Source organism: Bacteroides sp. AF20-13LB (assembly GCF_003603065.1).
GTDB lineage: Bacteria > Bacteroidota > Bacteroidia > Bacteroidales > Bacteroidaceae > Bacteroides > Bacteroides uniformis.
Genome location: NZ_QTMH01000009.1, coordinates 168652 through 193865 on the forward strand (window position 1 = coordinate 168652; position 25214 = coordinate 193865).

31 protein-coding genes are annotated in these 25214 nt (G+C 48.0%); 13 read left to right on the plus strand and 18 right to left on the minus strand.

All coding sequences use genetic code 11. From position 1 onward, the window contains the following. Position 1: 1 nt before the first annotated feature. The 6 genes from DWX62_RS12445 to DWX62_RS22125 form a co-directional block, all read right to left on the minus strand. Positions 2 to 910: a hypothetical protein gene (locus DWX62_RS12445; protein WP_243636272.1), complete on the minus strand. Its 909-nt coding sequence runs from the start codon at positions 908 to 910 to the stop codon at positions 2 to 4. Positions 911 to 948: 38 nt separating this feature from the next. Next, positions 949 to 1116: a hypothetical protein gene (locus DWX62_RS22290; RefSeq protein WP_227225234.1), complete on the minus strand. Its 168-nt coding sequence runs from the start codon at positions 1114 to 1116 to the stop codon at positions 949 to 951. Positions 1117 to 1121: 5 nt separating this feature from the next. Continuing rightward, entirely contained in the window at positions 1122 to 1343 is a 222-nt protein-coding gene (locus DWX62_RS12450) for a PRTRC system protein C (protein ID WP_119216158.1), read from the minus strand. 4 nt (positions 1344 to 1347) lie between these two features. Then, positions 1348 to 2298 carry a PRTRC system protein E gene (locus DWX62_RS12455; RefSeq protein WP_119216143.1) on the minus strand — a complete coding sequence of 317 codons (951 nt, stop codon included), beginning with the start codon at positions 2296 to 2298 and terminating at the stop codon, positions 1348 to 1350. 37 nt (positions 2299 to 2335) lie between these two features. Further along, complete coding sequence (locus tag DWX62_RS12460; RefSeq protein WP_005644267.1) at positions 2336 to 2554, minus strand: hypothetical protein; 219 nt, start codon at positions 2552 to 2554, stop codon at positions 2336 to 2338. Positions 2555 to 2938: 384 nt separating this feature from the next. Further along, positions 2939 to 3175 carry a hypothetical protein gene (locus DWX62_RS22125; RefSeq protein WP_172986019.1) on the minus strand — a complete coding sequence of 79 codons (237 nt, stop codon included), beginning with the start codon at positions 3173 to 3175 and terminating at the stop codon, positions 2939 to 2941. Between the two features lie 19 nt (positions 3176 to 3194). Here DWX62_RS22125 and DWX62_RS22130 point away from each other — a divergent pair, with 19 nt between their 5' ends. Beyond that, the gene (locus DWX62_RS22130; RefSeq protein ID WP_172986020.1) at positions 3195 to 3368 is read left to right on the plus strand and encodes a hypothetical protein; all 174 of its coding nucleotides are present in this window, start codon (positions 3195 to 3197) and stop codon (positions 3366 to 3368) included. A gap of 5 nt (positions 3369 to 3373) precedes the next feature. On the opposite strand, the gene DWX62_RS12470 is transcribed toward DWX62_RS22130, so the two are convergent. The 3 genes from DWX62_RS12470 to DWX62_RS12480 all read right to left on the minus strand — a co-directional run bounded on the left by DWX62_RS12470 (position 3374) and on the right by DWX62_RS12480 (position 7638). Continuing rightward, positions 3374 to 5470, minus strand: a complete 2097-nt coding sequence (locus tag DWX62_RS12470; protein ID WP_029257221.1) for a type IA DNA topoisomerase — start codon at positions 5468 to 5470, stop codon at positions 3374 to 3376. A gap of 98 nt (positions 5471 to 5568) precedes the next feature. Next, positions 5569 to 5835 carry a DUF4099 domain-containing protein gene (locus tag DWX62_RS12475; protein ID WP_005644272.1) on the minus strand — a complete coding sequence of 89 codons (267 nt, stop codon included), beginning with the start codon at positions 5833 to 5835 and terminating at the stop codon, positions 5569 to 5571. Between the two features lie 42 nt (positions 5836 to 5877). Further along, on the minus strand, positions 5878 to 7638 hold the full coding sequence (locus tag DWX62_RS12480) for a DUF3945 domain-containing protein (RefSeq protein ID WP_005644274.1): 1761 nt from the start codon (positions 7636 to 7638) through the stop codon (positions 5878 to 5880). Positions 7639 to 8584: 946 nt separating this feature from the next. Here DWX62_RS12480 and DWX62_RS12490 point away from each other — a divergent pair. After that, entirely contained in the window at positions 8585 to 9841 is a 1257-nt protein-coding gene (locus DWX62_RS12490; protein WP_005644277.1) for an ATP-binding protein, read from the plus strand. Positions 9842 to 10027: 186 nt separating this feature from the next. On the opposite strand, the gene DWX62_RS12495 is transcribed toward DWX62_RS12490, so the two are convergent. The 8 genes from DWX62_RS12495 to mobA all read right to left on the minus strand — a co-directional run bounded on the left by DWX62_RS12495 (position 10028) and on the right by mobA (position 15930). After that, positions 10028 to 10318 (minus strand): DUF4120 family protein, encoded by a 291-nt coding sequence (locus DWX62_RS12495; RefSeq protein ID WP_005644280.1) that lies wholly within the window; start codon positions 10316 to 10318, stop codon positions 10028 to 10030. Positions 10319 to 10329: 11 nt separating this feature from the next. Beyond that, the gene (locus DWX62_RS12500) at positions 10330 to 10827 is read right to left on the minus strand and encodes a hypothetical protein (protein ID WP_009276708.1); all 498 of its coding nucleotides are present in this window, start codon (positions 10825 to 10827) and stop codon (positions 10330 to 10332) included. Positions 10828 to 10838: 11 nt separating this feature from the next. Next, positions 10839 to 11093, minus strand: coding sequence for a hypothetical protein (locus DWX62_RS12505; RefSeq protein ID WP_005644282.1), 255 nt, complete (start codon positions 11091 to 11093; stop codon positions 10839 to 10841). Positions 11094 to 11103: 10 nt separating this feature from the next. Continuing rightward, positions 11104 to 11370 (minus strand): hypothetical protein, encoded by a 267-nt coding sequence (locus DWX62_RS12510; RefSeq protein WP_009276707.1) that lies wholly within the window; start codon positions 11368 to 11370, stop codon positions 11104 to 11106. A 24-nt stretch (positions 11371 to 11394) separates the two neighbouring features. Further along, positions 11395 to 11931: a DUF4326 domain-containing protein gene (locus tag DWX62_RS12515; RefSeq protein WP_009276706.1), complete on the minus strand. Its 537-nt coding sequence runs from the start codon at positions 11929 to 11931 to the stop codon at positions 11395 to 11397. Between the two features lie 223 nt (positions 11932 to 12154). Then, positions 12155 to 14182: a conjugal transfer protein MobC gene (gene mobC / locus DWX62_RS12520; protein ID WP_120172908.1), complete on the minus strand. Its 2028-nt coding sequence runs from the start codon at positions 14180 to 14182 to the stop codon at positions 12155 to 12157. A gap of 34 nt (positions 14183 to 14216) precedes the next feature. Continuing rightward, positions 14217 to 15470 (minus strand): conjugal transfer protein MobB, encoded by a 1254-nt coding sequence (mobB, locus tag DWX62_RS12525; RefSeq protein WP_005644299.1) that lies wholly within the window; start codon positions 15468 to 15470, stop codon positions 14217 to 14219. A 1-nt stretch (position 15471) separates the two neighbouring features. Then, positions 15472 to 15930 carry a conjugal transfer protein MobA gene (mobA, locus tag DWX62_RS12530; RefSeq protein WP_005644301.1) on the minus strand — a complete coding sequence of 153 codons (459 nt, stop codon included), beginning with the start codon at positions 15928 to 15930 and terminating at the stop codon, positions 15472 to 15474. 608 nt (positions 15931 to 16538) lie between these two features. Here mobA and DWX62_RS12535 point away from each other — a divergent pair. The 5 genes from DWX62_RS12535 (at position 16539) to DWX62_RS12555 (ending at position 19338) form a co-directional block, all read left to right on the plus strand. Continuing rightward, positions 16539 to 17291, plus strand: coding sequence for a ParA family protein (locus DWX62_RS12535; RefSeq protein WP_005644302.1), 753 nt, complete (start codon positions 16539 to 16541; stop codon positions 17289 to 17291). 7 nt (positions 17292 to 17298) lie between these two features. Further along, entirely contained in the window at positions 17299 to 17718 is a 420-nt protein-coding gene (locus DWX62_RS12540; RefSeq protein WP_005644303.1) for a DUF3408 domain-containing protein, read from the plus strand. 2 nt (positions 17719 to 17720) lie between these two features. Beyond that, entirely contained in the window at positions 17721 to 18509 is a 789-nt protein-coding gene (locus DWX62_RS12545) for a DUF4122 family protein (protein ID WP_005644304.1), read from the plus strand. A 2-nt stretch (positions 18510 to 18511) separates the two neighbouring features. Continuing rightward, a complete protein-coding gene (locus tag DWX62_RS12550; RefSeq protein ID WP_005644305.1) occupies positions 18512 to 18778 on the plus strand; it encodes a hypothetical protein in 267 nt (88 codons plus the stop codon). Positions 18779 to 19008: 230 nt separating this feature from the next. Next, complete coding sequence (locus DWX62_RS12555) at positions 19009 to 19338, plus strand: hypothetical protein (protein ID WP_008779479.1); 330 nt, start codon at positions 19009 to 19011, stop codon at positions 19336 to 19338. An 80-nt stretch (positions 19339 to 19418) separates the two neighbouring features. Here the strand turns inward: DWX62_RS12555 and DWX62_RS12560 are convergent, their stop codons facing one another. Beyond that, positions 19419 to 19934, minus strand: a complete 516-nt coding sequence (locus DWX62_RS12560) for an SLOG family protein (RefSeq protein WP_009276391.1) — start codon at positions 19932 to 19934, stop codon at positions 19419 to 19421. Positions 19935 to 19949: 15 nt separating this feature from the next. Here DWX62_RS12560 and DWX62_RS22135 point away from each other — a divergent pair, with 15 nt between their 5' ends. From DWX62_RS22135 to DWX62_RS12585, 6 genes are all read left to right on the plus strand, one after another. After that, positions 19950 to 20147, plus strand: a complete 198-nt coding sequence (locus DWX62_RS22135; protein WP_117616063.1) for a hypothetical protein — start codon at positions 19950 to 19952, stop codon at positions 20145 to 20147. A 198-nt stretch (positions 20148 to 20345) separates the two neighbouring features. Further along, on the plus strand, positions 20346 to 20642 hold the full coding sequence (locus tag DWX62_RS12565; protein ID WP_004310646.1) for a DUF4134 domain-containing protein: 297 nt from the start codon (positions 20346 to 20348) through the stop codon (positions 20640 to 20642). A gap of 1 nt (position 20643) precedes the next feature. Further along, the gene (locus DWX62_RS12570; RefSeq protein ID WP_009276390.1) at positions 20644 to 20976 is read left to right on the plus strand and encodes a DUF4133 domain-containing protein; all 333 of its coding nucleotides are present in this window, start codon (positions 20644 to 20646) and stop codon (positions 20974 to 20976) included. Next, positions 20973 to 23492 carry a TraG family conjugative transposon ATPase gene (locus DWX62_RS12575; RefSeq protein WP_009276389.1) on the plus strand — a complete coding sequence of 840 codons (2520 nt, stop codon included), beginning with the start codon at positions 20973 to 20975 and terminating at the stop codon, positions 23490 to 23492. Before DWX62_RS12570 ends, DWX62_RS12575 begins: the two co-directional genes overlap by 4 nt. 23 nt (positions 23493 to 23515) lie before the next feature. Then, positions 23516 to 24541, plus strand: a complete 1026-nt coding sequence (locus DWX62_RS12580; RefSeq protein WP_243636273.1) for a hypothetical protein — start codon at positions 23516 to 23518, stop codon at positions 24539 to 24541. 39 nt (positions 24542 to 24580) lie between these two features. Further along, positions 24581 to 25210 (plus strand): DUF4141 domain-containing protein, encoded by a 630-nt coding sequence (locus DWX62_RS12585; RefSeq protein ID WP_005644326.1) that lies wholly within the window; start codon positions 24581 to 24583, stop codon positions 25208 to 25210. Positions 25211 to 25214 lie beyond the last annotated feature (4 nt).

Consider the following 25214-nt stretch of genomic DNA (forward strand, 5'->3'; position numbering starts at 1 on the left):
TTCAAATTATTATGTTGATGAATTTGTCCGCCCATTTGAAAAAGCGTTCCGGGTAGTCATCCATGCGGAACAGCTCTCCCGTTTCGGGAGACAGGGCGAGTGTCGTGACCGGTATGATGTCGTAAGTCTCCCTACTGTGGGAATTGTAACAATTCACGAGATAGTCCGTCACCATATCGTAACTGTCATAGATTACACGTATCTGTTGGTAGAGGTACATGGGGTGGAACTCCGGTTCCTCCTCATAAAAAGGATCGTAGCAGTATTCCATGATGCCGCGTTTCGGTGACAGGAATTGTAACCCCTCCTTCATGGCGGAAACCAGCGACCGTTCGTAGTCGTTCCGAGCTTTATACCTGTCAAGTGCCTTCGGCAGGTTCTTGTAGTAGCACTTGCGTTCCACCCTTTGGAGCAGCCTCTTTATTCTGCCGTTCTCGTAGGAGTGCAGGAGCCTCAGCCGTTTTTTCCTTTCCTCCGGGGCCTCTTCCGGTACTTCCTCTGAAATCCAGGTCAGAACATATTCCGTGTCGTCCTCGTCTAGAACGGTCTGTATTCCGTTTGCCTTCATCAATTCATGGATGAACGTGATGGAGATACGCCTCAATTCCGGTCCGAGAGCCTCCACGAATTTCATCGGGAAATAATACAGTGTCAGTTTTCCCCAATGATGGGCTTTCCAGAGCTTGAACAGCAACCGTCCGTCTTGCTCTTCAATATTGACGTTCAGCCCCTCACCGACAAGGTCATCCATCTCCTCGTGCAGCCTTGCGATCCCTTCCCCGAACGTCCGGCCCGGGGTATGTACCGCCTCCTTCTCCATCAGATAGGCATATCTGAAGAAGGAGTCACGCAGAAATCCGTAGTTCTCCCGCGTGATGAGATTATGCCTTTTCCCGTCGGAATCTTCCACGACAAGACTCGGTAAAGGTTTTGGCTGAAACGTGGCGTTCAGAAAAGAGGAACGGCACCCCCCGGTGCCGTAATCCTTTCTTTCCTGTCCGTACTGTAACGGATATTGCGTACGGTCTGTCCGATGATGAGCCTTGCAAGCCGTTCCACCTGCTGTTCGTCCAATGGTACACATGATTTCTTCTGTTTTTTATTGTCCTTTCCCATTGCTTTTATCCTTTTATCCCGATGGTAGTTTTGAATTCATACACCGCCTTGTCTTCCTTGATGACCGGCCCGTGCACCGTTGCCGTGGTCAGTTCCGGATAGAAGTTCGAGTAGTAGTTCATGACCATTTCGGGGCTGTCCGACGTGTTCGGGTCATCGAGTGTGATCATACCGTTGCCTTTCTTGAATGTGAATGAACGTGTCATTCCCTTGATTTCTAATGCCATAATATTAAATGCTTTGATAATGTGAAACATTGGGTTCTAACATGGATTGCGGAAAATCGGGATATTCCTCATAATCTTCCGGGCGGTAGGTAGGGACTTCCTGTCCCCTCTGATAGTACGGATAGAGGTCTTCGGGATTTTGCTCCTGTTCCTGCCGGTATGAAATCTGTTGTTCCGCATATACAGGCTGTGGAGGGAGCTGGCGGCTCATCGGCCGTTGTCCGGCGTATTGCGGCTGTGGGGGAGCCTGATGCGGTGCAGGCCTTTGCGCAGGCTGCTGTGGCGGCCACATTGTCTGCTGCTGCCCGTCAGGAATTTGTCCGCCCGCCGGTCCTGATGCCTGGGATTGCGGTGGACAGTGCGGTGCAGGCTGCAACTGTTGTGCCGTTGCTGCCGGTGGTTGTGACCGAAGCTGTTGCGGTGCAGGCGATTCTTCCATCAGCTCGAACAGGCTTCCCCGGTTCATGGCCTTTTTCTGCTGCTCAAGCATCTCGTCAATCTTCTTCTGGTCCTGCGGCTTGGCATAAAGTCGGGCCTGTCCGAGAGCCGTCACTGCATCCTTATGGTTTCCCGCGGCAATCAGTTCCTCAGCTTTCTTGAGATGCTTCTCGTACTTCTCCCGTTTCTCTTTCTCCTCTTTCGTCTCCTTGGCCTTTGCATCCTTCGCCGCCTTGCTCTCGGAAGCGGCCTTTTCCGTCTGTGCCTCGAACTGCGCCATGTTGGTGATCAGTCCCGTAGCTTTCTGCACCGGCCGGGCGACGGCTTGCAGGAATCCGGTATCCAGTTCCTGCGGAACTCCCTTGAGGGTCAACGGGATAATGTGGTTCTGGGCTTCGTCTTTCAGCCCGTTTGACTTCGGCAGTACGGATACCGCCATTTGTCCGTTCGCTTTACGGATGACGAGTGTCAGGTCGACTCCTTCTGTCATCATCTGGTTGATTGCTGTAAAAAACATAATTATATGGATTAAAGTGTGAATAACCGTATTCTTTCTATCTGTTGAAGAACTCCGCCAGCAGCCTGTTCCGGTCAGGATGACTGCTTATCTCCAGTATCGGGTCCAGCAGTGTGGAGATGTGTACGGGTCCGCCCTTTTCCCGTGGAGGGAATTTGACGGTCGGTTCCGGGACATGGTACTTTCTTCTTGCCGGTATCGGCATTGGTATCTGTACCGGTGCCGTCGGCGGTCTTGAGATGATTGCTTGATTCATGACTTTATCATTTTAATTGTGGATACTCGGGCTTTGGCAGCCCGTTGAACTACATGGGCTTTACGGCAGACGCTTCCGGAAAGGCAAGGCTTTCGGGAAAAATACCGCAAGCCCTCCGGGCGAGGATGATTTTTCCGCGAAACCCGAAGGGTCCCGGCCTTGCCGTCCGAAAAGAAGCGTTTGCCAACTTTGCCCTGTAGTTCCCGGTCTGCCAATGGCTGTATATGCCTCTCTTTCCTTTCCGTCCCTGATCCCGTCATCCTTGTCTTCATAAAGTATGGGATACCAAAAGAGCCGTCCGTTGGGACAGCCCTGTCCTGCAAGGTGTTGCAGTGGTTTATATGCCGCATTTGTTTCATTTCCCGATATTGTATGCCGGTGGAATCAGAATACCAGGCAGCTGAGGATGCAGAAAAGTATCGCCGCCGCTACCAGAAGGCAGGCGATTTTATAGAGGAACCTGAAGAATCCCCTGAAACAGACGATGGCGACTGCCGCCCATACCGGTGAAATCCCTCTTGAATAAAGATAACTGAACATTATGAAGGCTGCGGCGGCCAGTGCCATTCTTTTTATCCATTTGCCGGTTCTCGGTTTTTCGATACATTCCTTTGCTTTCATGATCATTTGCTATTAAAAGGTGAAACATGTCATTTCCAATTTCAGGGGCCAGGATGCGGACCGCCTCCACAGGCAAGGTTTTCGGGGAAAATACCGGAGCAGGGCGAGGATGATTTTCCCCCGAAACCTGCAAGGCCCGACCTTGCAGGTGGAAACGGGCGGTTCCGCTACCTTTGCCCCGGAATTGGAATGACGGTATCATTTACCTTTCCCGCCCTTGGATTTTGGAAAAGAAAGTTTCAGGTTAAAACTTTCGTCAAAAATGATTGCCGCATCGAAAGACACCCCTTTCTTGCCCTTGAAACCCTTGATCAGTCGGGTGGAACCGGAAGAGAAAAGCTGTTCGAGATGCTGGTCCGTCAGTTCCTTGTTCAGAAAATGGCGGAACACCAGCAGTCCGCATCCTTCACGGTCGCATTTCGCGACTTTGGACTTCACCACCACGTTGCCGGTCTTGCACTTGGGGCAGGCAAGGACGCATGATGACGGCTCCGGAAATTTGAGACGCAGTATCTCGCCGGTCACTTTTCCCGTGTATTCCCTGATGGAGAGCATGAAGCTTTCCGGATCGAGGGTACGCCCCTCTATCTGTTCCAGTGCTTTTTCCCATGTGCCGGTCAGCTTCGCGTCAGCCACCATCATGTCCTTTACCGATTCATAGAGATAAAGCCCCTTTTCCGTCGGACGGATACTCTTGCCGGAACGCTCGATGTAGTCACGTTTGAGCAGGGTCGTGATGATGGCGGCACGGGTGGCAGGCGTACCGATACCCGTATCCTTCACCGCTTCGCGTGCCTGTCCGTCAGTGATTTCCTTGCCGCAGTTCTCCATAGCCGTGAGCAGGGTGGCTTCCGTATAAAGAGGTTTGGGCAATGTCTTTTTCTGTGACAGTCCATGTCCCATGACCGGTATTTCCTCACCCTCTGTAAAAGATGCTGTGCCTTCGTCTCTTTCCGGCTCGTCCTTTTCCCGGTCCTCCTTTCGGGAGAACACCGCCCGCCAGCCCGGATTGGCGATAACAGTGGAACGGGAGTGGAAGTCCAGTCCCCCGCATACGCACTCCATGAGCAGCAGTTCTTTCTCGCAAGGGGGAGAGAAGGCTTCCAGCATCCTGCCGGCTATCAGAGTATAAACCGTGGATTCCGCTTCGGACAATCCCTCAGGGACGATACCGGTGATAATCAGCGCATGGTGGTCGGTCACTTTTGCGGCATCCACGCTTCGTGTATTCAGGGCGGAAAGGTCTAAGCTCCTTCTGTACTCACGAAACTCCGGCATGGCTGTTATCTTTTCCAACAATACCGGAATGTGCGCCATGACATCCTGCGGAATATACCTGCTGCCTGTCCTCGGATATGAAACCAGTTTTTTCTCGTACAGGGACTGTGTGATGGCAAGGGTCTTGTCCACCGGAAGGTCGTAATGAATGTTACAGTCCTTCTGGAGGGCTGTCAAATCGTATAGGAGCGGAGCCTGCTGGAATATCTTCCCTCGCTTTACTTTAGTGATTGTTACCACCGATCCGGGGGTAATACTCTTGTATGCCGCTTCCGCCATATTCTTGTCCTTGAACTCCTTCGTGTGGATGAACTGCCGGTGCCCGTTGTCCCTTTTCAGCACTATATGCAACTGCCAGTATGGTGTGGAGACGAAGTTACGGTTCTCCTTGAAGCGTGCGCATATCATGGCAAGGGTCGGTGTCTGTACCCGTCCGATGGAGTTGTTCACCGAACCGGAGGCTGCCGCCAATGCGCGGCTGGCATTCATGCCCACCAGCCAATCCGCCTTCGCCCTGCTGTCCGCGGCTGCATACAGGCTGTCATATCCGGTTCCTTCCTTGAGGCTTGCCATTCCCTCACGGATGGCCTCGTCGGTAAGCGAGGAGATCCACAACCGTTTGAACGGCTTGGTACAGCCCAAATAAGAATATATCCACCGGAAGATGAGTTCCCCCTCACGTCCGGCATCGGTCGCCACGATGATGCTCTCGCATCCGGCGAGCACTTCGCCGATGACCTTGAGCTGCCTGCCGGCTGCGATGTCCGTCACCATCCCCCTGTCAGTGCGTACCTGCCGCACGACAAGACGGAACGGATCGGGAATCATCGGAAGGTCTTCGGCGGCGGTTCTCGTGTAGCCGTATGCATCCGGTAAGGCCAGTGACACCAGATGTCCCAGTGCCCATGTCACCATGTAACCGTTTCCCACTATGTAGCCGTCCTTTTTTTCTGTAGCCCCGACCACACGGGCTATGTCCTGACCGACACTCGGTTTTTCTGCTATGATTGCTATCATGATTCGGATAAAGTCAAGCCGTTTCCCGCTTGCCGGTGTGTGGTGGAACGGAAAACGGCGGTTATACATTCAGTTTACATATTATATATAAGGAGGGGCTACTGTTGTCCGAAGGGTTTGATGCCGAGGATTTCGAGCAGCGGTCCGCCGTCCTTGCGCACCAGCTGTAGCGTGGCGTCCATCACCACGTCCACACCAAGCAGCACCAGGCTGAGCCGTATCACATTCGTTTTCTCCCCCTTGAGCAACGTGTCGAGTTCTCCCGACATTTCCAGCTCGTCTTTCAATATGCCGATACCTGCCAGTTCCTCCCAGTTTACGTCCTCTACCTTGAAAGGCGTGTTGTTTTCCTTGTTCATTTCCATATTTCTTTTCTTTTAGGATTCCACATTCATTTGATTCATGCATCATGCTATACTTGCGCCTTTGGATTTCCGGCTGCCCTGTTCCTGCCTCTGTGTTTCAGCCACGACATTTCGTTGCGAGGCGTCACGCTTGCGGTCGGGGTTCTCGTTGTAGAAGTCCAGCCTGCCCTGGTTGAAGTTCGCCTTGACATACTGGGAGATGGTCTTGCCGTCATATCCCTTGATACCCTCCACCAAAACAGCCTTGCCACTCTGCAGGTCGGAACGCTGCTTGCGGGTAAGCTCCACATCCCACACCTTATCCGGAATCTTGAATTCCGCACGCTGCTCGAAACCGTCCGGAGTGCGTGAATAACTGAGCCGTCCGGTTTCCAGGTCCGCCTTGATGAACGAGGAGAACTCCTCGCCCTTGCGGTTCACCATGTCATTGAGGAAGATGGTCCTGCCCTCCCGTAGTTGTTGCTGCTCCTCGGCGGTGATTTTCACGCCATTGATCTCGTTCGGGATATAAATTTCCCGTGCGCCCTCCGGGGAGTCGGGATTGTAGCGGGTATAGGCGGGCCTGCCCGTCACCTCGTCCAGCTTGACATAGGAGGAGAATCTCTCCCCGTCCTTACGCTCCATTCCCTCCACGAAAATGGCCTTTCCGGCATTCAGGTCTTCAACCTGCTGTTTGGTCAGTTCCACGCCACCCAATGACTGGCGGTTGAAGAGCTTGTCGTTATCGAAGATATATTCGATGCCCCTGCGCTCGGCGTTGATCTGGATGTGGGCGTCGAACTCCTTTCCGTTGTTGGAAATCATACCCTCGATGAACACCTTCTTGCCTTCGCGCAGGTCGTTCTGCTCCTGCTCGGTAAGCTTTACGCCTTTAATCTCCTTCGGGATGAAGACATTTTCCGCACGCATGGCGACCACCTCATTGGTGAGCTTGTCAATGCTGACAAAAGAGGGGATGTATTCACCGCCACGTCCTTTCAGTTCCACGACACGTCCCATATTGCCTGTTTCAAGCAGATTCTTCTTGTCCTCCTCGGAGAAGATATGCCCGAAGTACGGGCGGTCAAGTTCGGGTTTCTGCCGGATACCGTGGATGCCCAGCACGATGGGACCTCCCACGGACTGCTGGAGTGACAGCCGTGCGTCGGTACGCAATACGGCAGAACCGAAATTCATGCTGATGGGCACGACCTGGTTGGTCTTGTAGCCCCTGAGCATCTGGTCAAGGAGTCCGCGTTCCTGAAGATACTCGCGGGACAGCCCGTATTTCTTCAGTTCCTCCCAGTTGATCATGGATTCATTGTAGCGGTATTTCGGCTGCTGCGCGGTTTCCGGAGCGGCCTGTTGCTGTGTCTCAGTTTTTTTTGCCATTTCTTCTTGATTTTGATGGTTTATACTTTGGTTTTCTTTGGAGCGGGGAACAATCTCGTATTTCTTTAGAAATTCCTCCACCGCGTCTGATTTTCTGCCTGCGGCAAGATCCTCGATTGCCTGTCTGACTTCCGGGTTGTCCAGCGCATTCTCCTTGACGGAAAGGATGCCGAAACGAGTCGGGTCTTTCAACTGGCTCCAAAAGTTCTTCAGGAAATTCTCGAACATGCTGGCATATCGGTCAATTTTCAGGAAAGAGTTCCGGTGTTTTTTGTCTGCCGAAACCGTCTTGTACCTGCCGTTCTTGTCGATGTCGGATATTGCCTGTAGAAGCAGTTCCATCTTGTCGAGGATAAACACGATGTCGCTCAGCTGGGCGTTCTCGGTGACTTGCGTTTTTGGGGGTTCGTCCCTTACATTTTTCTTTGCCATAACTGTAATTTTTAGGGTTTATAACTGTTGTTGTCACCGCAAATATATAGTCATAAATTTGATAAATCACTATTTCTCAATGCGTTATACTATCCGTTTCATCGGATGTCATCACGTTTCACCGCAGAGGGAGAAAACGCAAGGCGGAAAAACGGAAGAATCAAGGATAAAAGTGTGAGAAACGTACCGGGTCCGATAAAAGAAGAGAGAGAAATACGCGAAGGGAAAGCCAAAAACAAAAAAGGCGGAACGGGAAAATGGGAAAGGGTAGAAAAGCCGCAAACGACACGAAGCCGATAAAGAGAAACTGTATTATGCAGAGTGGAGAGCGAGCTGTCTTTAGTCCCCGCTTCCTTCTGTTACTCCATAGGACTGGATGAGAATTTACGTGCGGTTGATGTTGACAGCATAATCCATTAGGACATCAGGTGTCGGCAAAATACCGCCGCCGGATTGTATCTTGGTTTTGTCCTATGCGTCGTAGGTCGCTTCGCTTGCTAAGTCCCGGAACGTTTCTCCAACTCGGACGGCGATACCGGAACGTTTTTTCGGGTGAAAAATTACCGAAGGGAATTTTTTGCCCGAAAACCGCAGGCCTGAACGTAGAAGGTATCGTCCCTCCGAGTTATCTTCTTAAAGGGACTTGACAAGTGAAGCGTGGCTTATGATGGATTTTTATAGAGAAATATGGAAAAATGTACCTTTAGCCCAAGAAAATTGCAATCATTTCGCAGAAGTAATCAGAAAGTGATTACTCTTGCAGAACGATAATACATGAAAAAATGTTTTTGTTCACTCATCTATAGATGTTCATTTTTAATGAATGCGAGCAAATAATGAACATGGATTCGCTTATATCCGCCTTCTATTGGAGAAAATTGGTCTTTTACCCATTTTTCTCCAATAAAATAACCGTAATACTGATAATTTTCACTACTTTTGCAACATGATTATACCAAGGGATAAATATTTGCAAGAGCTAAGAAGTGTGATGCACAACGGAATGATTAAGATTATTACCGGTGTACGCCGTTGTGGAAAATCTTATCTTCTATTTGAATTATTCAAACAATCATTACTTGAAAACGGTGTGAATGAAGAGCACATTATTCAAGTTGATTTGGAAGACCGACGTAATAAACACCTCAGAGAGCCGGACAGATTATTGGATCACATCGATGGACATATCACAGATAACGATATGTATTACATACTATTGGATGAAATACAACTTGTTCCTGAGTTTGAAGATGTACTCAACAGCTATCTGAAAATTAAAAATACAGACGTATATGTAACAGGAAGCAATAGCCGAATGTTGTCCAGTGATGTAAAAACAGAATTTCGTGGTCGAGGGTATGAAATCAGAGTCCATCCACTGAGTTTTTCGGAATTTCTCAAGGCAGGACAGTACACAAATGAACTTTCTGCCCTACAGGATTATATGATTTATGGAGGAATGCCACAAGTCGTATCTTTTTCAAAGAAAACAGAAAAAGAAAATTATCTAAAATCCTTGTTTCAAGGAACTTATATACGCGATATAAAAGAGCGTTACAATATTAGGAACGATGATGATTTGAGTGAACTTATAGATATTATTGCTTCCAACATAGGCTGCTTGACCAATCCGACAAACCTTGAAAATACATTCAAGTCCGTAAAAGGTCATAGTATTTCAGATACAACCATACAGAGTTATCTTGGAATGTTACAAGATGCCTTTATGTTGGAAAAAGCCATTCGATATGACATCAAAGGAAAGCATTACATCAACACGCCTTCAAAATATTATTTTGAAGATGTCGGACTACGTAATGCCCGTCTGAATTACCGTCAAATTGATGGGGGTCATCTTATGGAAAATATCATATATAACGAACTGCGTATCAGAGGGTATTCGATTGATGTAGGGCAAGTGGAAGTGAGAATAACAAATGATGATGGAAAGAAAATGCGAAAACTACTGGAAGTTGATTTCATTTGCAATAGTGGGGATAAACGTGTGTACATACAATCAGCACTTGATATGCCCACTCAAGAAAAAATTGACCAGGAAACCAATTCCCTTCGTCATATCAAAGATGGATTCCCTAAAATAGTCATTGTGGGAGGTTTGACCCCTTCTCATGTGAATACAGATGGCATATCAATCATTAATATAATAGATTTCCTTAAAGATACAGAAGGAAATCTATTATGAATCCACCATAATATGTAGCATAATAGTGTGTAAAAATAGTAAGGACAATGTGCATAATGCACCCAAAATATAAATCCACCCCTGCTACAAATAGCTGTAACAGGGGTGGTTTTATCAGAAAGGGAGTTTTGACTTTACCTGCACCGTTTTTCACGCAATTGCAGATTAACTTGTGGTATAAAAATTTTATGTATGTATGCTCCAGCCGTGAAATGGTTCCATCATTACGGCAAAAGACTCATCCGGTCTGCCGTGATAGAGCAATCCACCCACAATGCCGTTTCTTCCATCCGGTGTCCTTTCCGCAAATCCGAATGAATACGGAGCGAAATCGTAATACAGTTCAATTTCATACCTGCCGCCAGAGTTCTTCTCCCATTGTTTGAGGCGTTCAATGCAATTCTGAAAGGTTGTGTCACCAATACTTTTGGCGTATTCCGCCACCTTGTCGTAGTGTTCCTGACATTTGATTTTCATATCCGGTAATTTTAAGTTGTTTGTAGCAATTCTTCGTATATTCCGAAATCGAGGCATCCGGCAACAGTAAAATCCTCCCCATCTTTGTCCGTCAATGATTTCAAGTCTTCCAGACTATTGCAGTAGAAGAATATCTCGTCATCCTTTTCCGTGTCGGATTCCATAGCCAAAGCGATCCTTACTTCTACTGTTTCCAGTGTGTCACACCATCTGATGACACAGTCCGCATAATGAGGTTCACATCCTTGCTCACTGTAGAACTTCAGATAAAGACCTCCTATTTCCTGTCTGACTTCATCGGGCTTTTTCCATGTACTGTCATCCACGATTTCAAAGCCTATTCCTTCAACCAACAGGCACGTGCCATTGTCATTGACCATCATGGTGCGCTTGCCGATATGTTTTTCTCGTATTTCCGCCCAATCTGGCAAGTCCCAACGTTCTACAGTCCAGATTCCACGGTAATTTTCCGGGATGGCATTGTATTCACTCAATATTATCTTTTTCATTTCAAATCGGTTTATGCTGTTATAAAAGTCACTTCATACGTTTTACATGGTTTCCCAAAGGCCGGGTAAGCATCAAACTCTCTGTATGCTTCCCAATCCACCGACATGGTATATCCGTTCGGAAAATTTTCACCGATGAATCGGGTTATCAGATCCTTGTCTTCATCGGTAAGGAACAATTCTTCTTCAATGCCGTACTCCAATGCAAAAATCGCCCATTCGGGAATGTTGTTCCAAACGAGCGGTGTATTATTGTTTTCCTTCATACTTTCAAGTTTATTGCGGTGATACCAGCAGTCTTTGGATGATGCCGTCAAGTTCCGTTTCCCATTTGTCCGTACCGTTAAGGAGAGACGGGTAAGTCAACTGTTGCCATTGCCGGTAGTCGAAGAGTTTCATCCGGAGCGGATAATAATCAAAAAGTTTCCGTCCTTCGGAGAATATTCTCAGGTGATTGACACCTACTTCCATCAGTTTCAGACCGTAATGGTCGATAATCTCATGAAATCTATTCATCGGTGTGAAATTGCTTCTTTTCCTCATAATTCATTTGTCATTATAATTCGTTCAACAATACATTTTATACAAATCGGTATCTGACAGCGTACACAACTCTTCATCCGTACAGTAACCGTCAATCTCTTCGCTGGCTTCCATTGCCTCATATATACCGTTACGCATATCGTTTGCCAGTTCATTCCGCAGGCTCTCCACTGACACCCTGAATATATGGTTGCCGGCATCTATTTCCCTGACGGGATAGACACATCCTTTCCAATGGATTTGCCCGATGACGATTGCTTCATTCGCATTTTCAGCCATCCAGTCCAGGTATTCTTTAATGATATCCCCATGACAAGGATCCGGTTTGCAGAAACATCCCAATGTCTTGCCCTGCAAATTCCCGATCCGCTTGCGGAACTCTTTATCCGTACTCAGGCGATGATAAAAGTATTTCCTGTATCGGCCAAGCGTACTGCCTTTTGCCATCGTTGCTTCCAGTCTGAACGGATTCCCGAAATAACCGTCCTTGCCATATCCAGCCCTGCCAATGTACACGTCACAGGTTTCCTTGCGGATATTGACCACTCTTGTTCTGCCCATAGCCATATTTCTTTTATTCAGTTAAACATTCACCGGCTCGTGAGCCGATATTTTATTTCTTGCCTGCATCACTGTCCCGTGCCGGATTGTGCAAGGCTTTCCGGAAAAATACCGCAAGCGGAGCGCGGAAGATTTTTGCGGAAACCCGTAAGGGCTTGGCCTTGCTCAATCCAGGCGGGCACGGGACTACCTTTGCAGGCTGAAATAAAAAAGCGGACTTGTTCTATTCGTCTTTTTTATCATCTTCCTTCTGCGGAATCAGGTGTTTCAGATCCGGATCATTGGCTATCCTTGCCATCTCTTCCTCAATGATCTGCAGTACGTCAGCCTTGATGCGTGAATAGTTGCGGTCTATCTGTTGCTGCATGATGTCGTTGCCGTCCTCGTCCTTGAACTCGTTGATGACGGGTATCTTCTTGTAGGCTTTTGTTTCCGCCACCACTTTTTCACTGTCGACAATAATCCGCGCATGGAAAATCTTCTGTTCTATCTCTTCTCCGAAATTGTCCGCCACGCTGCCCACGAATGTTCCCTGCGAGAGATTGGCTATTTTGGATGCCGGTATCAGAGAATCCAACTGCGTGTTGATGGAGGTGGATGTATCCTGCCGGTTGATGGAGATGGATTGCCTTTGTTGCAGGATTTTACCGAACCGCTCGGAAAGGCTCTTTGCGGTTTCACCTACCACTTGGCCGCTGAATATATTGCCGACCGTATTTTGGATTACCTTCGCCTCTTTTTCACCGTAGTCACGGGTCAGCTGGGAGAAATCCTGGAAGCCGAGACAGACTGCCACTTTGTTGCTTCGGGCGGTGGCTATCAGATTGTCAATACCCCGAAAATATATCGTGGGTAGCTCATCTATGATGATGGAGGATTTCAACTGTCCTTTCTTGTTTACCAGTTTCACTATACGGGAATTATACAGACCGAGAGCCGCCGAGTAGATATTCTGCCTGTCCGGATTATTTCCCACACATAGGATTTTCGGATGTTCAGGATTATTCAAATCCAACGTGAAGTCATCGCCTGTCATGACCCAATAAAGCTGCGGTGAAATCATCCTCGAAAGCGGGATTTTAGCACTCGCTATCTGGCCCTGCAACTGATCTTGTGCTCCGCCCTGCCAGGCATCCATAAAGGGGGAAAGATAGTTTTCGAGGGACGGGTAAGAGGTGAGAATCGTGAAAATATCAGCATACGGCTTGTTAAGGAATTCTATCGCGTGAGGGAAGGTACAATACTTGCCGTCCTTGTAAATTCGCAGATACCAGATGATTGCCGCGAGCAGGATAATCGGTGATTCCACGAAAAAATCACCCTGCTTCTGTATCCAGGTCTTGTTCAAATTGAGCATTATCGTGTAGGCACTTTCATAAGCATCGGAAATATCCGCCATGAACTTGGGATTGATAGGATTACAGCGGTGGCTGCGCCTCGGATCGTCAAAATTAATGACATAGAACTCCGGTCTTACCTTGTAATGCTCCTTGTGCTTAAGCAAATGGTTGTATGCAATTTCGGACAAATCCGGAAATTTGTAATCATAAATATACATGGCAAAGGATTTCTCAATCTGCTGTTTTATGTAATTGTTTACCACTGCATAGCTTTTCCCCGAACCGGGCGTTCCCAGTACGATGGACGCACGAAAAACGTTTACAACGTTGATCCATCCGTCCCATTCCTTGCCCTGATAGACAAACTTCGTGGGCAAGTTGACGGAATACTCGTTCTCCATAAGCCTTGTTTCCTGTATGAAACTCTCGTTGGCAGTATTGAAGACATCTTCCATAAGGTTATGTTTCAGCATACGACTGATCCACATACCCGACATCAAGAGAAGGATATATCCTGCGGTAAGTGTTACCGTATATATGACAGCGTTGGCCGTCGGGCTGAATGGCAGGTCAAGCATCCACCAGTTCATGAAAAACAGCACCAATCCCGAAAGGAAAGCGGCGTATATCCTGCCCCATGTCATCTCCTGATTTTTCACTCCTTGGGTACCCAGGCATGAGAGGGCAAGGAATATGACGGCAAATACTTTCGTTATAAGCAGGTTGCTGAACAGTCCTGCCGTCCGTTGGAAATTGAGCAGTATCCTGTCGACCACACCTATATTTATACCCATATCCACAAATGACCGGTAGCAGAACCAGTACACGTGAATGACAATAAACACAATGGAGATAGCTCGCATGAATTCCATGACTTTGGCCAGTCCTCTCAAATCATCTTCCTGTTGCATAATGAACTAATTTTAATATTAGAAAAATCGGTAATTAGGAAATTCCGCGTGAGCGGCGTTTCTTCTTCTTTTTACGTTGCAGTCTTCGGGCAAGAGCCTCTTCCTGTGGGTCGGGACCGTTCTGTTCCATGGCGAATATACCGAAAGCCTGTTCGATGGCGCTTTCCATATCGGAGGAGAATCCGCTTTGCAGACCGATGTCCGGCATGTGAGCATCCACATTGGGGATGTTGTCAGGATTATTGAAGAGCCGTTCAAAGGCATTCGCCGAGAACTCCTTGCCAAGTCGGGAGCCGTTATAGACCTCGCGGTTCTTGTGGTCGATGAAGGTCGCTCCATAGATGCGTCCTTCATCGTTTTCACGGAACAGCGCGTCTATGCCTTTGTCGGCAAGCAGACGGACAAATTCCTCTCTGTTGCCACGGCAGCCGTGCATGGCAAGGGTAATCTCGTTCCGTATCTTCGGTTGCCATTTTTTTGCTTTATACTCGCGGGCGTTGTAACCGATACGTTTTTCCAACCCTTCGTAACCGTAGCGTTTACCGATAAGGGAAGACTTGATGGGTGTGCATACCGGTTTTCCCGTATCATCTGTCATGATATAGACGATACCGTTATAGGGTACTTCACCAAATTCGCCTTTCACTTGCTTCGCCTCGATATTGAAACAGGAAAGCAACGCGCTGTATTCTCCGAAAGACTGGTAACGGTAGGTACCGAATACGCTCTTGACGATATTGGATACCTGTTTCTTCACGTCACCGCTTTGGTAGTCCGCTTTTTTGAGATACGGTTCCAGCAGTTCCTTCCGCTTGTCTTCCACCTGTTTCAGGCCGAACTTCCGTTCCAGTTCCCGGCAGGCTTTCATCGAGCGGTTCCACTCGTAGGCATCGTCAATCTTTTCCCCTTTCTCGTTCACGCAAGTGGATACGATATGGATGTGCCTGCGGCTGATGTCCTCGTGTACATATACGATGTAGGGCTGGTCGCCATATCCCATCTTCTGCATATACTCTTTGGCGAGGTCGGCAAATTGGCTGTCTGTCAGCCGGTCATCCAATGAGGGGTTTAACGAGATGTGCAGTACGGGCTTCTCCGTGTTCTTGTTGGCAAGCAGGTAATTCTCGAACGCCCATATCGTCTGCCGCATGACCTGTTCAGGATTGCCCGTGACATCGGTAATCATGCGGTTCTCGTAAATGATACGTGCCGTGGCATCATCCACTTTCTGCTGGTTATAGACGATTGCCCCGTAAAGGGAAACGCCTCTGTTGATTTTCGCCACCATATCATCCTTCCTCCCTTTTCCTTTTGATAAGGTAGGCTTCTTCAAACTCGTGGGTAAGCATAATAATCCGCTTGCTCAGCACTACCAGGTCTATGGTCGCCTTTTCTAGATTTCGGAGCAGGGCATATGCCCGTTTTTCCCCGAAATTGGTCTTGACCGCCTTGACCGTCTGGTTGTAATTGTTGCCGATACCCTGGAACTGGTGGTAGAAATTGGTCAGGCGGATGTAGTAGTCCATCGTTGCCTTGTCGATTTTAACCACCTTGATTTCGTGTCCGAAAAGCATCGCCTTGATAAATTTTGAATGTTCTTTCAATCCGGATTTCTGGAACTGGATGTTGAAACGCCCGTTTTCTTCCGAGTTCAACCGTACTACATAACGGTGCACGGCAGGGTCGGATTTTGGCTTCCGCCCCACACCTTTTGTCGATTTTTTCTTTCTGTTTTCTTCCATACGCATTGATGTTTCCTGTTTCTGATTTTCCGTCCCGGATTCACGACTTTGGAGTGAATCCCTCCCGAGCCGTCAGGCGAGCGGCAAGTTGTTTTGAGTGCCCGAATTTATTTCGGGTGCCTCAAAACACAACTTGCTATGTTCGCTTGAACATGAATTTTCCTTCGTCAAATTAAGTTTTGACCTTCAGCCTCATTCTTCGGCTTCGGGAAACCTCCGCAGCGGTATCCGTTCCGTTGTCGGTGCAAAGTTATGGCGGTTTATCCTGTTGTAAAATAGCGGGTTATATGTAACGTGATGACAAATGATGACACAGGTCGTCACCTCCCTTAAAACATAGTGCAGGTATGAAAAAATACCCTTTTATTTGCAGCGTAAACGGTAAAACAAACCAATAATCAAGTGACTGTCCGTTGTATTGTCGGTTAGCGAAAACACTTGTTGCAACAGGTGGGCAGTAATTGTTTACTTGCTTTGTTAGGGCAGATAACTATCGGTTGGTCGGTTTGCCGGTTGGTGAGCACAAAGTAACCATATCACTAACAAACCTTGTCACAAAGCAAACAACAGACAAGTAAAACAATAGTGTAATAAACCATTAAAAAAGTTCAGTTATGAAGAAGAATCCGTTATTCGTTGCGGTCAGCAACCAGAAAGGTGGGGTCGGCAAAAGTACAATGTTGGTAACACTTGCCAGTCTCCTGAATTATTCGATGGGCAAGAATGTGGCTATCGTTGATTGTGACGCCACCCAGCGCAGCCTGTTCAATCTGAGGGAACGGGACATGGAGATGGTGGAGATAAACAAAAAGTACATGGTGTTGCTGGAGGAACAGAGGCTCAGGGGATGCAGGATTTATCCTATCAGGCAGGCAAAGCCGGAGAATGCACGCCAGGTGGCCGGAGAGTTGGCGGCAAAAGCAGATTTTGATATCGTTTTCATAGATTTGCCGGGGTCTATGGACATATCCGGCGTTTTGCAGACCATTTTCAATGTGGATTATGTATTGACCCCCATTGCCGCTGACAATTTCGTTATGGACAGCAGTTTTGTCTTTGCCAAAAGTGTTATGAAGTGTGCGGAAAACCGGAAGAACATTCCCTTGAAAGACGTGTTCCTGTTCTGGACCAAGGTCAAGAAAAGAAGCAATACCGAAGTGCTTGACAATTATATGGCACTGATGAAGAAACAGGGGTTGAAAATTCTGGATTCAATGATTCCCGATCTCTGTCGCTATGACAAGGAACTCTCATCCCGGACCCGCACCTATTTCCGATGTTCACTCCTTCCCCCGCCGGCAGGACAGCTTAAAGGCAGCGGATTGCAGGAACTGGCAAACGAACTGATTGTAAAATTTAACCTGTAATTGAGATATGGCAAAGAAAATTGTAAAAGTGAATGAAGAAAAAATCAGGGGGTATATGGTCGGTGACATTCCTGATGCCATCGAGAACGAGGATATCATAGTGGTTGAGGTTCCGGAAGAGGAAAACAATGAAAGGCAGGATACGGAAAAAGAAACTGCCCGGAAAAATCCCAAACCTTGCAATATGCCCGAATGTGACAGTAACTTTCGTCAGAAGTATCTGGTGAATACCCCCATGCCCGGACGCATCCAGGTATACCTGAACCGCAAGCTGTACGACGAGATAAAGAATTATCTCCATGTGATAGCTCCCGAAGTAAGTATTGCGAGCTATATCAGTAACATCATCGCCGAGCATATAGAACTCAACATCGAGGAAATCACCCGAATGTATAAAGACCGTTTTTCACCCCCTAAAATTCAATAGTCATGGAAACAACATTAATTTATTTTTCAGTAAAAGTCCTGTCGGCAACCTACATATTATATAAGGTATGGATGTTCATTTTCAGTCCGAAAGTTTATAATTTTTGGGATAGTCAGCTTCGTCATATGCGTATTGCACGTATCCGGTTATGGAAATCACGCAAAAAGCGGATGGCGGAAAAAGCAAGGAAAGCCCGGTATAGGGCAAGACTGGACAAGGCTGAAGCGTGGATCGCACAAGCGGAGAAGGATATCCTTAAAGTCGGGCATGAAGAGAAAACCGAAACGCAGCCGAATCCACTGGACGAGTACAATGAAGTTATCGGAAAGACAAAAATAGTCTATCTTGAAGACCCGGACGTGGCGAGAAAAACTCCCACACGTTCTGAACCTATGAAGAAAGAGCCTATAGAGGAAGATGAGGATATAGATCCGGATGATGTGATAGATGGTTTCTCTTCACAAAAGGGACTGACAGAATCGGAAAAACGGGAACTTATGTCAAATGACGGGTGTGTTCCTGACCCGGATTTTTCAAGGGCACTGACTTTTGAAGAACTGAACAATGTCGCTGATGTACTTATTTCGGGGACGGATGACAGAAAGAAAATCCGAAATGCAGCCGAAACCTTGTACCAACTTCAGGATACAGACCTGTTCAGGTTCTTTGCAACCGAATTGAGTACTCAAAGCCAATTGGAAAAACTGCTCAAGGAAAATATGCCAAATGGAAAAGAGACGCCAAAACAGTCTTTGGAACAGATTAGAATTGATTGGAATAAATACATGTAAATATGGGATCGAATGTGAAAAACAAAAAACAACAAGCAATGCCGAAGTCAGAAGCAGAATCTTTCGGCATAAAAAGAAATCCTGCAATTCGTGCCCCACGCATCTATCTATCTGAAGAAGAAATCATCAGAATTATGCGGAAAGAAGCCGCTATTAAAAAGAAGATAGGAAATCTTATTGATAGTATGCTTTGTGATGACTCACAAATTTCAGAAATGGATAATACAAAAAATAAGACAGAAGCATTCGATATAGATGAATTCGTTTAATTGTTTCTTTTTGCTGTCATAGTTTCAGAAGGCATGTCGATGTGATATCGGTGTGCCTTTTCCTGTTTTTGGAGATTTATATATCCAAACTGTCTCTTTTTGTTTCCATCGTCATATTAAATTTCTGCCAATATTGGCACTTATATATTATGGACTATAAGATAATGCTGACAAATAGGTATTTAAGAGAAATCAATGCAAAAACTCTATCTTTGCAAAAAAAATGAACGATGGCAATGACAAAAGCGATATTAGAAAAATGGCTGGTGGCGCAGAAGCGTCACCGCCTTTCAGACAGGCAGGTGCAGATGGCCCGTGAATTGGGTCTGAATCCCGACAAGCTCGGCAAGATAGATAACCACCGGCAGGAGGTGTGGAAAACCCCGCTTCCGCAGTTTATCGAGGATATCTACTTCAAGCGGTTCAAACGGGAAGAGCCGGAAACGGTCAAGCCCTTAAAGCAGATTATGGCTGAAATGGAGGTCAAGAAGAAGCAACAGAAAGCGAAGAAGGAGGAACGGAGGAAACAGCGTGCCCTCTCTTCCGGTTCTGAGGAATAGATAATATAATATACAAGAAGCGAAGTGTGAAGGCCGATCGGCTTTCACACTTCGCTTTTCCATTCCAATACAGACAGCCGCTATTTCATCCTTTCATAAAGATTGATGACCGGCTTGCCGCTTTCCAACGCCTTGCTCACCGTGTAGAATGTTCCCCCTTTCGGCACAAGATCCCAATAGGCTATGACTGTATCTGCTTTACGCACCATGTATTCATCCCTGCGAAGGTAACATCCCTTGTGGTAATTCTCGGAAACCATGACCACCCGGTCCATCCTTTCCAACAGACGGGCATACAACAGCCGGTCTTCCGCTTCAAACCACAAGGGCTGTTTCCGAAAAGGTACTGCCGCTATGAGCTTGATACCTTCGTATCTCTCCCTGACCTGCAAGACCGCCTCCGCAGCAGTCATATTAAATCCGCTGGCCATCCCGGTGTAGTATTCCTTGTATCCCTGCCCGTACAGTTCTATTACCATTCCAGCCACAGCTTCCCTGATTTGTGCAAGTATCCGGGGATCGTTTCCGAACCCTTGCAGAATACGTTCCTTACGGTGTCCCGTGAAAGCCACTGTCTGATTGTTTCTTGTTTCCATGTTATCTTCTGTTTTTTGTTTTACATATATCCATTCAAACCGAACGGTATTTTATTTCCTGAAGGCTTTTCCGCCCCGGTTCGGAATCCCGCAAGGCTTGCCGTGAAAAAATACCGCAAGCGCAGCGAGGATGATTATTTCACGGCAACCAGCCCGCAGGGCCGCCTTGCCGGGCTTCTCAGGACACGGGGCTACCTTTGCCGGAAGAAATGAAATGCCGCTTTCTCCTTATCCTGTTTTTACTGTTTCATATTGCCAGGAAAACCCTTTTTGAATGATTGAAAATTCCCTGCCGATGTAACGTAATGTCATACGGTGTCACATATCGTACAGTTTGTAAATCAATAAATTAAGCATTATATATTCGCAGTCGAAATCATTTTTTGTCTCACTAATTAAAAGTTTCGACACATGAAAAAAAGATTCTTTTTGGCAGCCATGACGCTGCTGGTTTCAATGGGGGCATCCGCCCAGGGCAACGGTATCGGTGGAATTACGGAAGCTACCAATATGGTCACTTCGTATTTCGATCCCGGCACCAAGTTGATTTACGCTATCGGTGCCGTTATCGGCCTTATCGGAGGCGTGAAGGTCTATTCCAAGTTCTCGTCAGGCGACCCGGACACCTCAAAGACTGCCGCCAGCTGGTTCGGTGCGTGTATCTTCCTGATTGTCGCTGCCACCATCTTACGCTCATTCTTCCTGTAATATGGCGGAATTCAATGTCAACAAGGGGATTGGGCGCAGCCCGGAGTTCAAGGGACTCAAGAGCCAGTACCTGTTCATCTTTGCGGGAGGATTGCTCGCGTTGTTCGTAATCTTCGTCGTCATGTACATGGCAGGTATCAACCAGTGGGTCTGCATCGGTTTCGGGGTCGTTTCCGCATCGGTGCTGGTCTGGGGCACTTTCAGGATGAATTCGAAATACGGTGAATGGGGCCTTATGAAACTCCATGCGCTGCGCAGCCATCCCCGCTACATCATCAGCCGGAGAAAGTTCCTCCGGTTGTTTTCTCCAACCATTAAAAACAGAAAAGCATGAAAAACGTAATGAAAACAGCCACGCTGGAAAGCAAGTTTCCGCTGTTGGCCGTGGAGAACGGCTGCATCATCAGCAAGGATGCGGACATCACCGTGGCATACCGGGTGGAACTGCCGGAACTGTTCACGCTGACACGTGCCGAGTACGAGTCCATGCACTCCACCTGGGCAAAAGCGGTAAAGATCTTGCCGAACTACAGCATCGTACACAAGCAGGACTTCTTCATCGAAGAGGGATATAAGCCGGATATCTGCAAGGAAGACCTGAGCTTTCTGAGCCGCAGTTTCGAACGCCATTTCAACGAGCGGCCGTATTTGCAGCATACCTGTTACCTGTTCCTTACGAAAACCACGAAGGAACACAGCCGGACAACCAGCAGTTTCAATGCACTTACAAGGGGATTCATTATCCCCAAGGAAATGCAGGACAAGGAAACCGTCACCCGGTTCATGGAGTGCTGCGGACAATTCGAACGCATCGTAAACGACAGCGGCCTGCTACGTATCATCCGCCTGACGGATGAGGAGATCATCGGGAGCAACAATTCCGCCGGCATCATCGAGAAGTATTTTTCCATGTCGCAGGAAGATGCTACCTGCTTGCAGGATCTGTCACTCGGTGCCGGAGAAATGAAGGTGGGCGACAACTACCTGTGCCTTCATACGCTTTCCGATCCGGAAGACCTGCCGTCGAACGTGTCAACCGATTGCCGGTATGAAAGGCTCTCGACAGACCGGAGCGACTGCCGGCTGTCCTTTGCCGCACCGATAGGCATCCTGCTTACCTGCAACCATGTGGTGAACCAGTATCTCTTCATTGATGATTCGGCTGAAATTCTCAGGAAATTCGAGCAGACCGCACGGAACATGCACTCGCTTTCCCGTTACAGCCGTTCCAACCAGATCAACCGCGAATGGATTGAGGAGTACCTGAACGAGGCACACAGCAAAGGGCTGGTTTCCATCCGTGCGCACTGCAATGTCATGGCATGGAGCGATGACCGGGAAAAGTTGAAGCGCATCAAGAACGATGTGGGCAGCCAGCTGGCGTTGATGGAAGCCAAACCGCGCCACAACACGGTGGATGTGCCGACCCTCTTCTGGGCGGCAATACCCGGCAATGCCGGAGATTTCCCGTCCGAGGAGAGTTTCCACACCTTTATCGAGCAGGCCCTGTGCCTGTTCATCGGGGAAACCTCCTACAAGGACTCGCTCTCCCCGTTCGGCATCCGTATGGTGGACCGCCTGACCGGAAAACCCGTCCATCTGGATATTTCCGACCTGCCGATGAAGAACGGCACAATCACGAACCGGAACAAATTCATCCTCGGACCTTCGGGCAGCGGGAAATCTTTTTTCACCAACCACATGGTACGCCAGTATTACGAGCAGGGTGCGCATGTGCTGTTGGTGGATACCGGAAACTCCTATCAGGGACTGTGCAGCCTTATCCATGCCAGGACACACGGCGAGGACGGGATTTATTTTACTTATGAAGAAAAAGATCCGATAGCTTTCAATCCTTTTTACGTGGAAGACGGGATTTTCGATATCGAGAAGAAAGAATCCATCAAGACGCTTATCCTTACCCTGTGGAAGCGTGACGACGAGCCGCCGACACGTGCCGAGGAGGTGGCGCTATCCAATGCGGTCAATCTCTTTCTGGAGAAAATCCGCAGGGACAGCAGCATAAAACCCTCCTTCGATACCTTCTATGAGTTTATCCGTGACGAGTATCAGGATATCCTGAAAGAGAAGCGAACCCGTGAGAAGGATTTTGACGTGTGGGGATTCCTGAATGTGTTGGAACCTTATTACAAGGGTGGCGAGTATGACTTCCTGTTGAATTCCGACAGACAGCTTGATTTGCTTGGCAAACGGTTTATTGTCTTCGAGCTGGACAATATCCGTGACAACAAGGTGCTACTTCCGATTGTCACCATCATCATCATGGAGACTTTTATCAGCAAGATGCGCAAGTTGAAAGGTATCCGGAAAATAATCCTTATCGAAGAGTGCTGGAAGGCATTGGCATCCGCCAATATGAGCAACTATATCCGCTACCTTTTCAAGACCGTCCGAAAGTTTTTCGGAGAGGCCGTGGTCGTGACCCAGGAAGTGGAGGACATCATTTCTTCTCCGATTGTCAAGGGCACCATCATTAATAATAGTGACTGTAAGATTCTCCTTGACCAGCGCAAGTATATGAACAAGTTCGATGAGATCCAGACCTTGCTCGGTCTGACCGACAAGGAGCGGGCGCAGATACTTTCCATCAACATGGCAAACAATCCTTCCCGAAAGTACAAGGAAGTGTGGATTGGTCTCGGAGGCTCACAGTCAGCAGTCTATGCCACCGAGGTGTCGCTTGAAGAATATATGTGCTACACCACTGAAGAGACCGAAAAACTTGAGCTGATGCGGCTTACGGAGAAACTCGGAGGCAATATAGAGCTTGCCATCAGGCAGTTGGCTGATAGCAAGCGGAGCCAGGTGAAAGGGATTGGAATCACATGAAAACCGAAAAACAATCACGAATCATGGAAATGAAAGAATGGATAAAAGAACAGCAGCGCCGCTATCTGGACGAGCCGCGCCTCAAGGAGTTGACGGAAGTGATGAAACAGACAAGGGTACTTGTCCGGAAAAAAGAGTACCGGAAGCTGACGGAACTGGTCAGGCGGTACAGGAAGTCGGAGGATGTGATTACCCAAGTCTCCTGCCTGTTGTCAGCCTCGTACCTGTTCCCAACACCGGAAAAAACGGCGGAAACGGCCAGGTCGGAACTGATGGAGGCATTGAAAGATACTTATTTCATGGAGAAGAACGGTTCCCGGCTTATGGATATCAGACCTGAAGAAGCCGTCCCTGTCCACCGAATGCTTGCCATGTACACATTCATGCAGGATGTTTACTCGAAGGAAAATTCGGAAAGCAAGCAGGAACGTCCGTCACCGCAAGAAGTGCGGTCATCTGTCCGGATTCTGGACTTCCATCGGAAAGAGAGCGACATGTGGGAACTCTGCAACCTGGCCGTGCATCTTATGCCACCTTCACGGTATGTGGCACTCAGGTACGGGCTTGCGGATGATTATGACAGGCTTGACAGGCTGAACCGTTCCGGGCCGGAATCGGCATATGATGAGGGGGTGATATTGGAAAGCCGTCTATGCAGGAATGCGGAAAAGGCTGCGGAAAGCATCAAGGATGTCCGTCTGCCGGATTTCTATTTGGAAAGACTGGATGGAGAACTGGAGATTTTGGGACGGATTGCGGCCTCACCGGATGTGGTTCACGACATCCTGCAAATCAGTCCTGACTTTCTCGCCAAGTACGGCATAGACAAGAACGTTTCCGCGACGGAACGCTCGTGTCAGGCAGAGAAAGCCTACCGGGAGCTGGATGCCCGTTTCGTCAGAATGACCGGACGCAGGCCGTATGCAGACGAACTCTTCGCCTCCATCAGACGCAAGAGGGAGAATTCCGGAATAGAGAACCGACCGAGACAGGCGCAACGGACCATCCTCCGGAACCCGCCGTCCAAAGGGCGGAAAATGGGAATCTGACTTTTAACAGAATTATTCACAATTAAAAATAGAAACATCATGAAAAAGAAAATTCTTATGCTGTGCATGGGCTGCTTCCTTGTCAGCCTCACAGCGAAAGCCCAATGGGTAGTGAGCGACCCGGGCAATCTGGCGCAGGGAATCATCAATGCTGCCAAGAACATCGTTCACACATCCTCCACTGCCACCAATATGGCGAATAGTTTTCAGGAAACCGTGAAAATCTACCGGCAGGGCAAGGAGTATTACGACGGGCTTCGCAAGGTCAAGAACCTTGTCCGTGATGCCCGCAAGGTACAGCAGACCATCCTGATGGTGGGCGATATCACGGACATCTATGTCACCAGCTTCGAGCGTATGCTCAGCGACCCGTATTTTACGCCGGAAGAACTGAGCGCGATTGCTTTGGGATACACCAAACTGCTGGAAGAAAGTGCCCATTTGCTGAACGATTTGAAGACGGTGGTCAACGAGAACGGGCTTTCCATGAACGACAAGGAAAGGATGGATATCATCGACCGCTGCTACAACGACATGTTGCAAAACCGCAGTCTGGTACAGTATTACACCAACAAGAACATCGGGGTGTCCTACCTGCGCGCCAAGAAACAGAACGACCTAGACCGCGTGATGGCACTCTACGGCTCACCGAACGAACGTTATTGGTAATTCC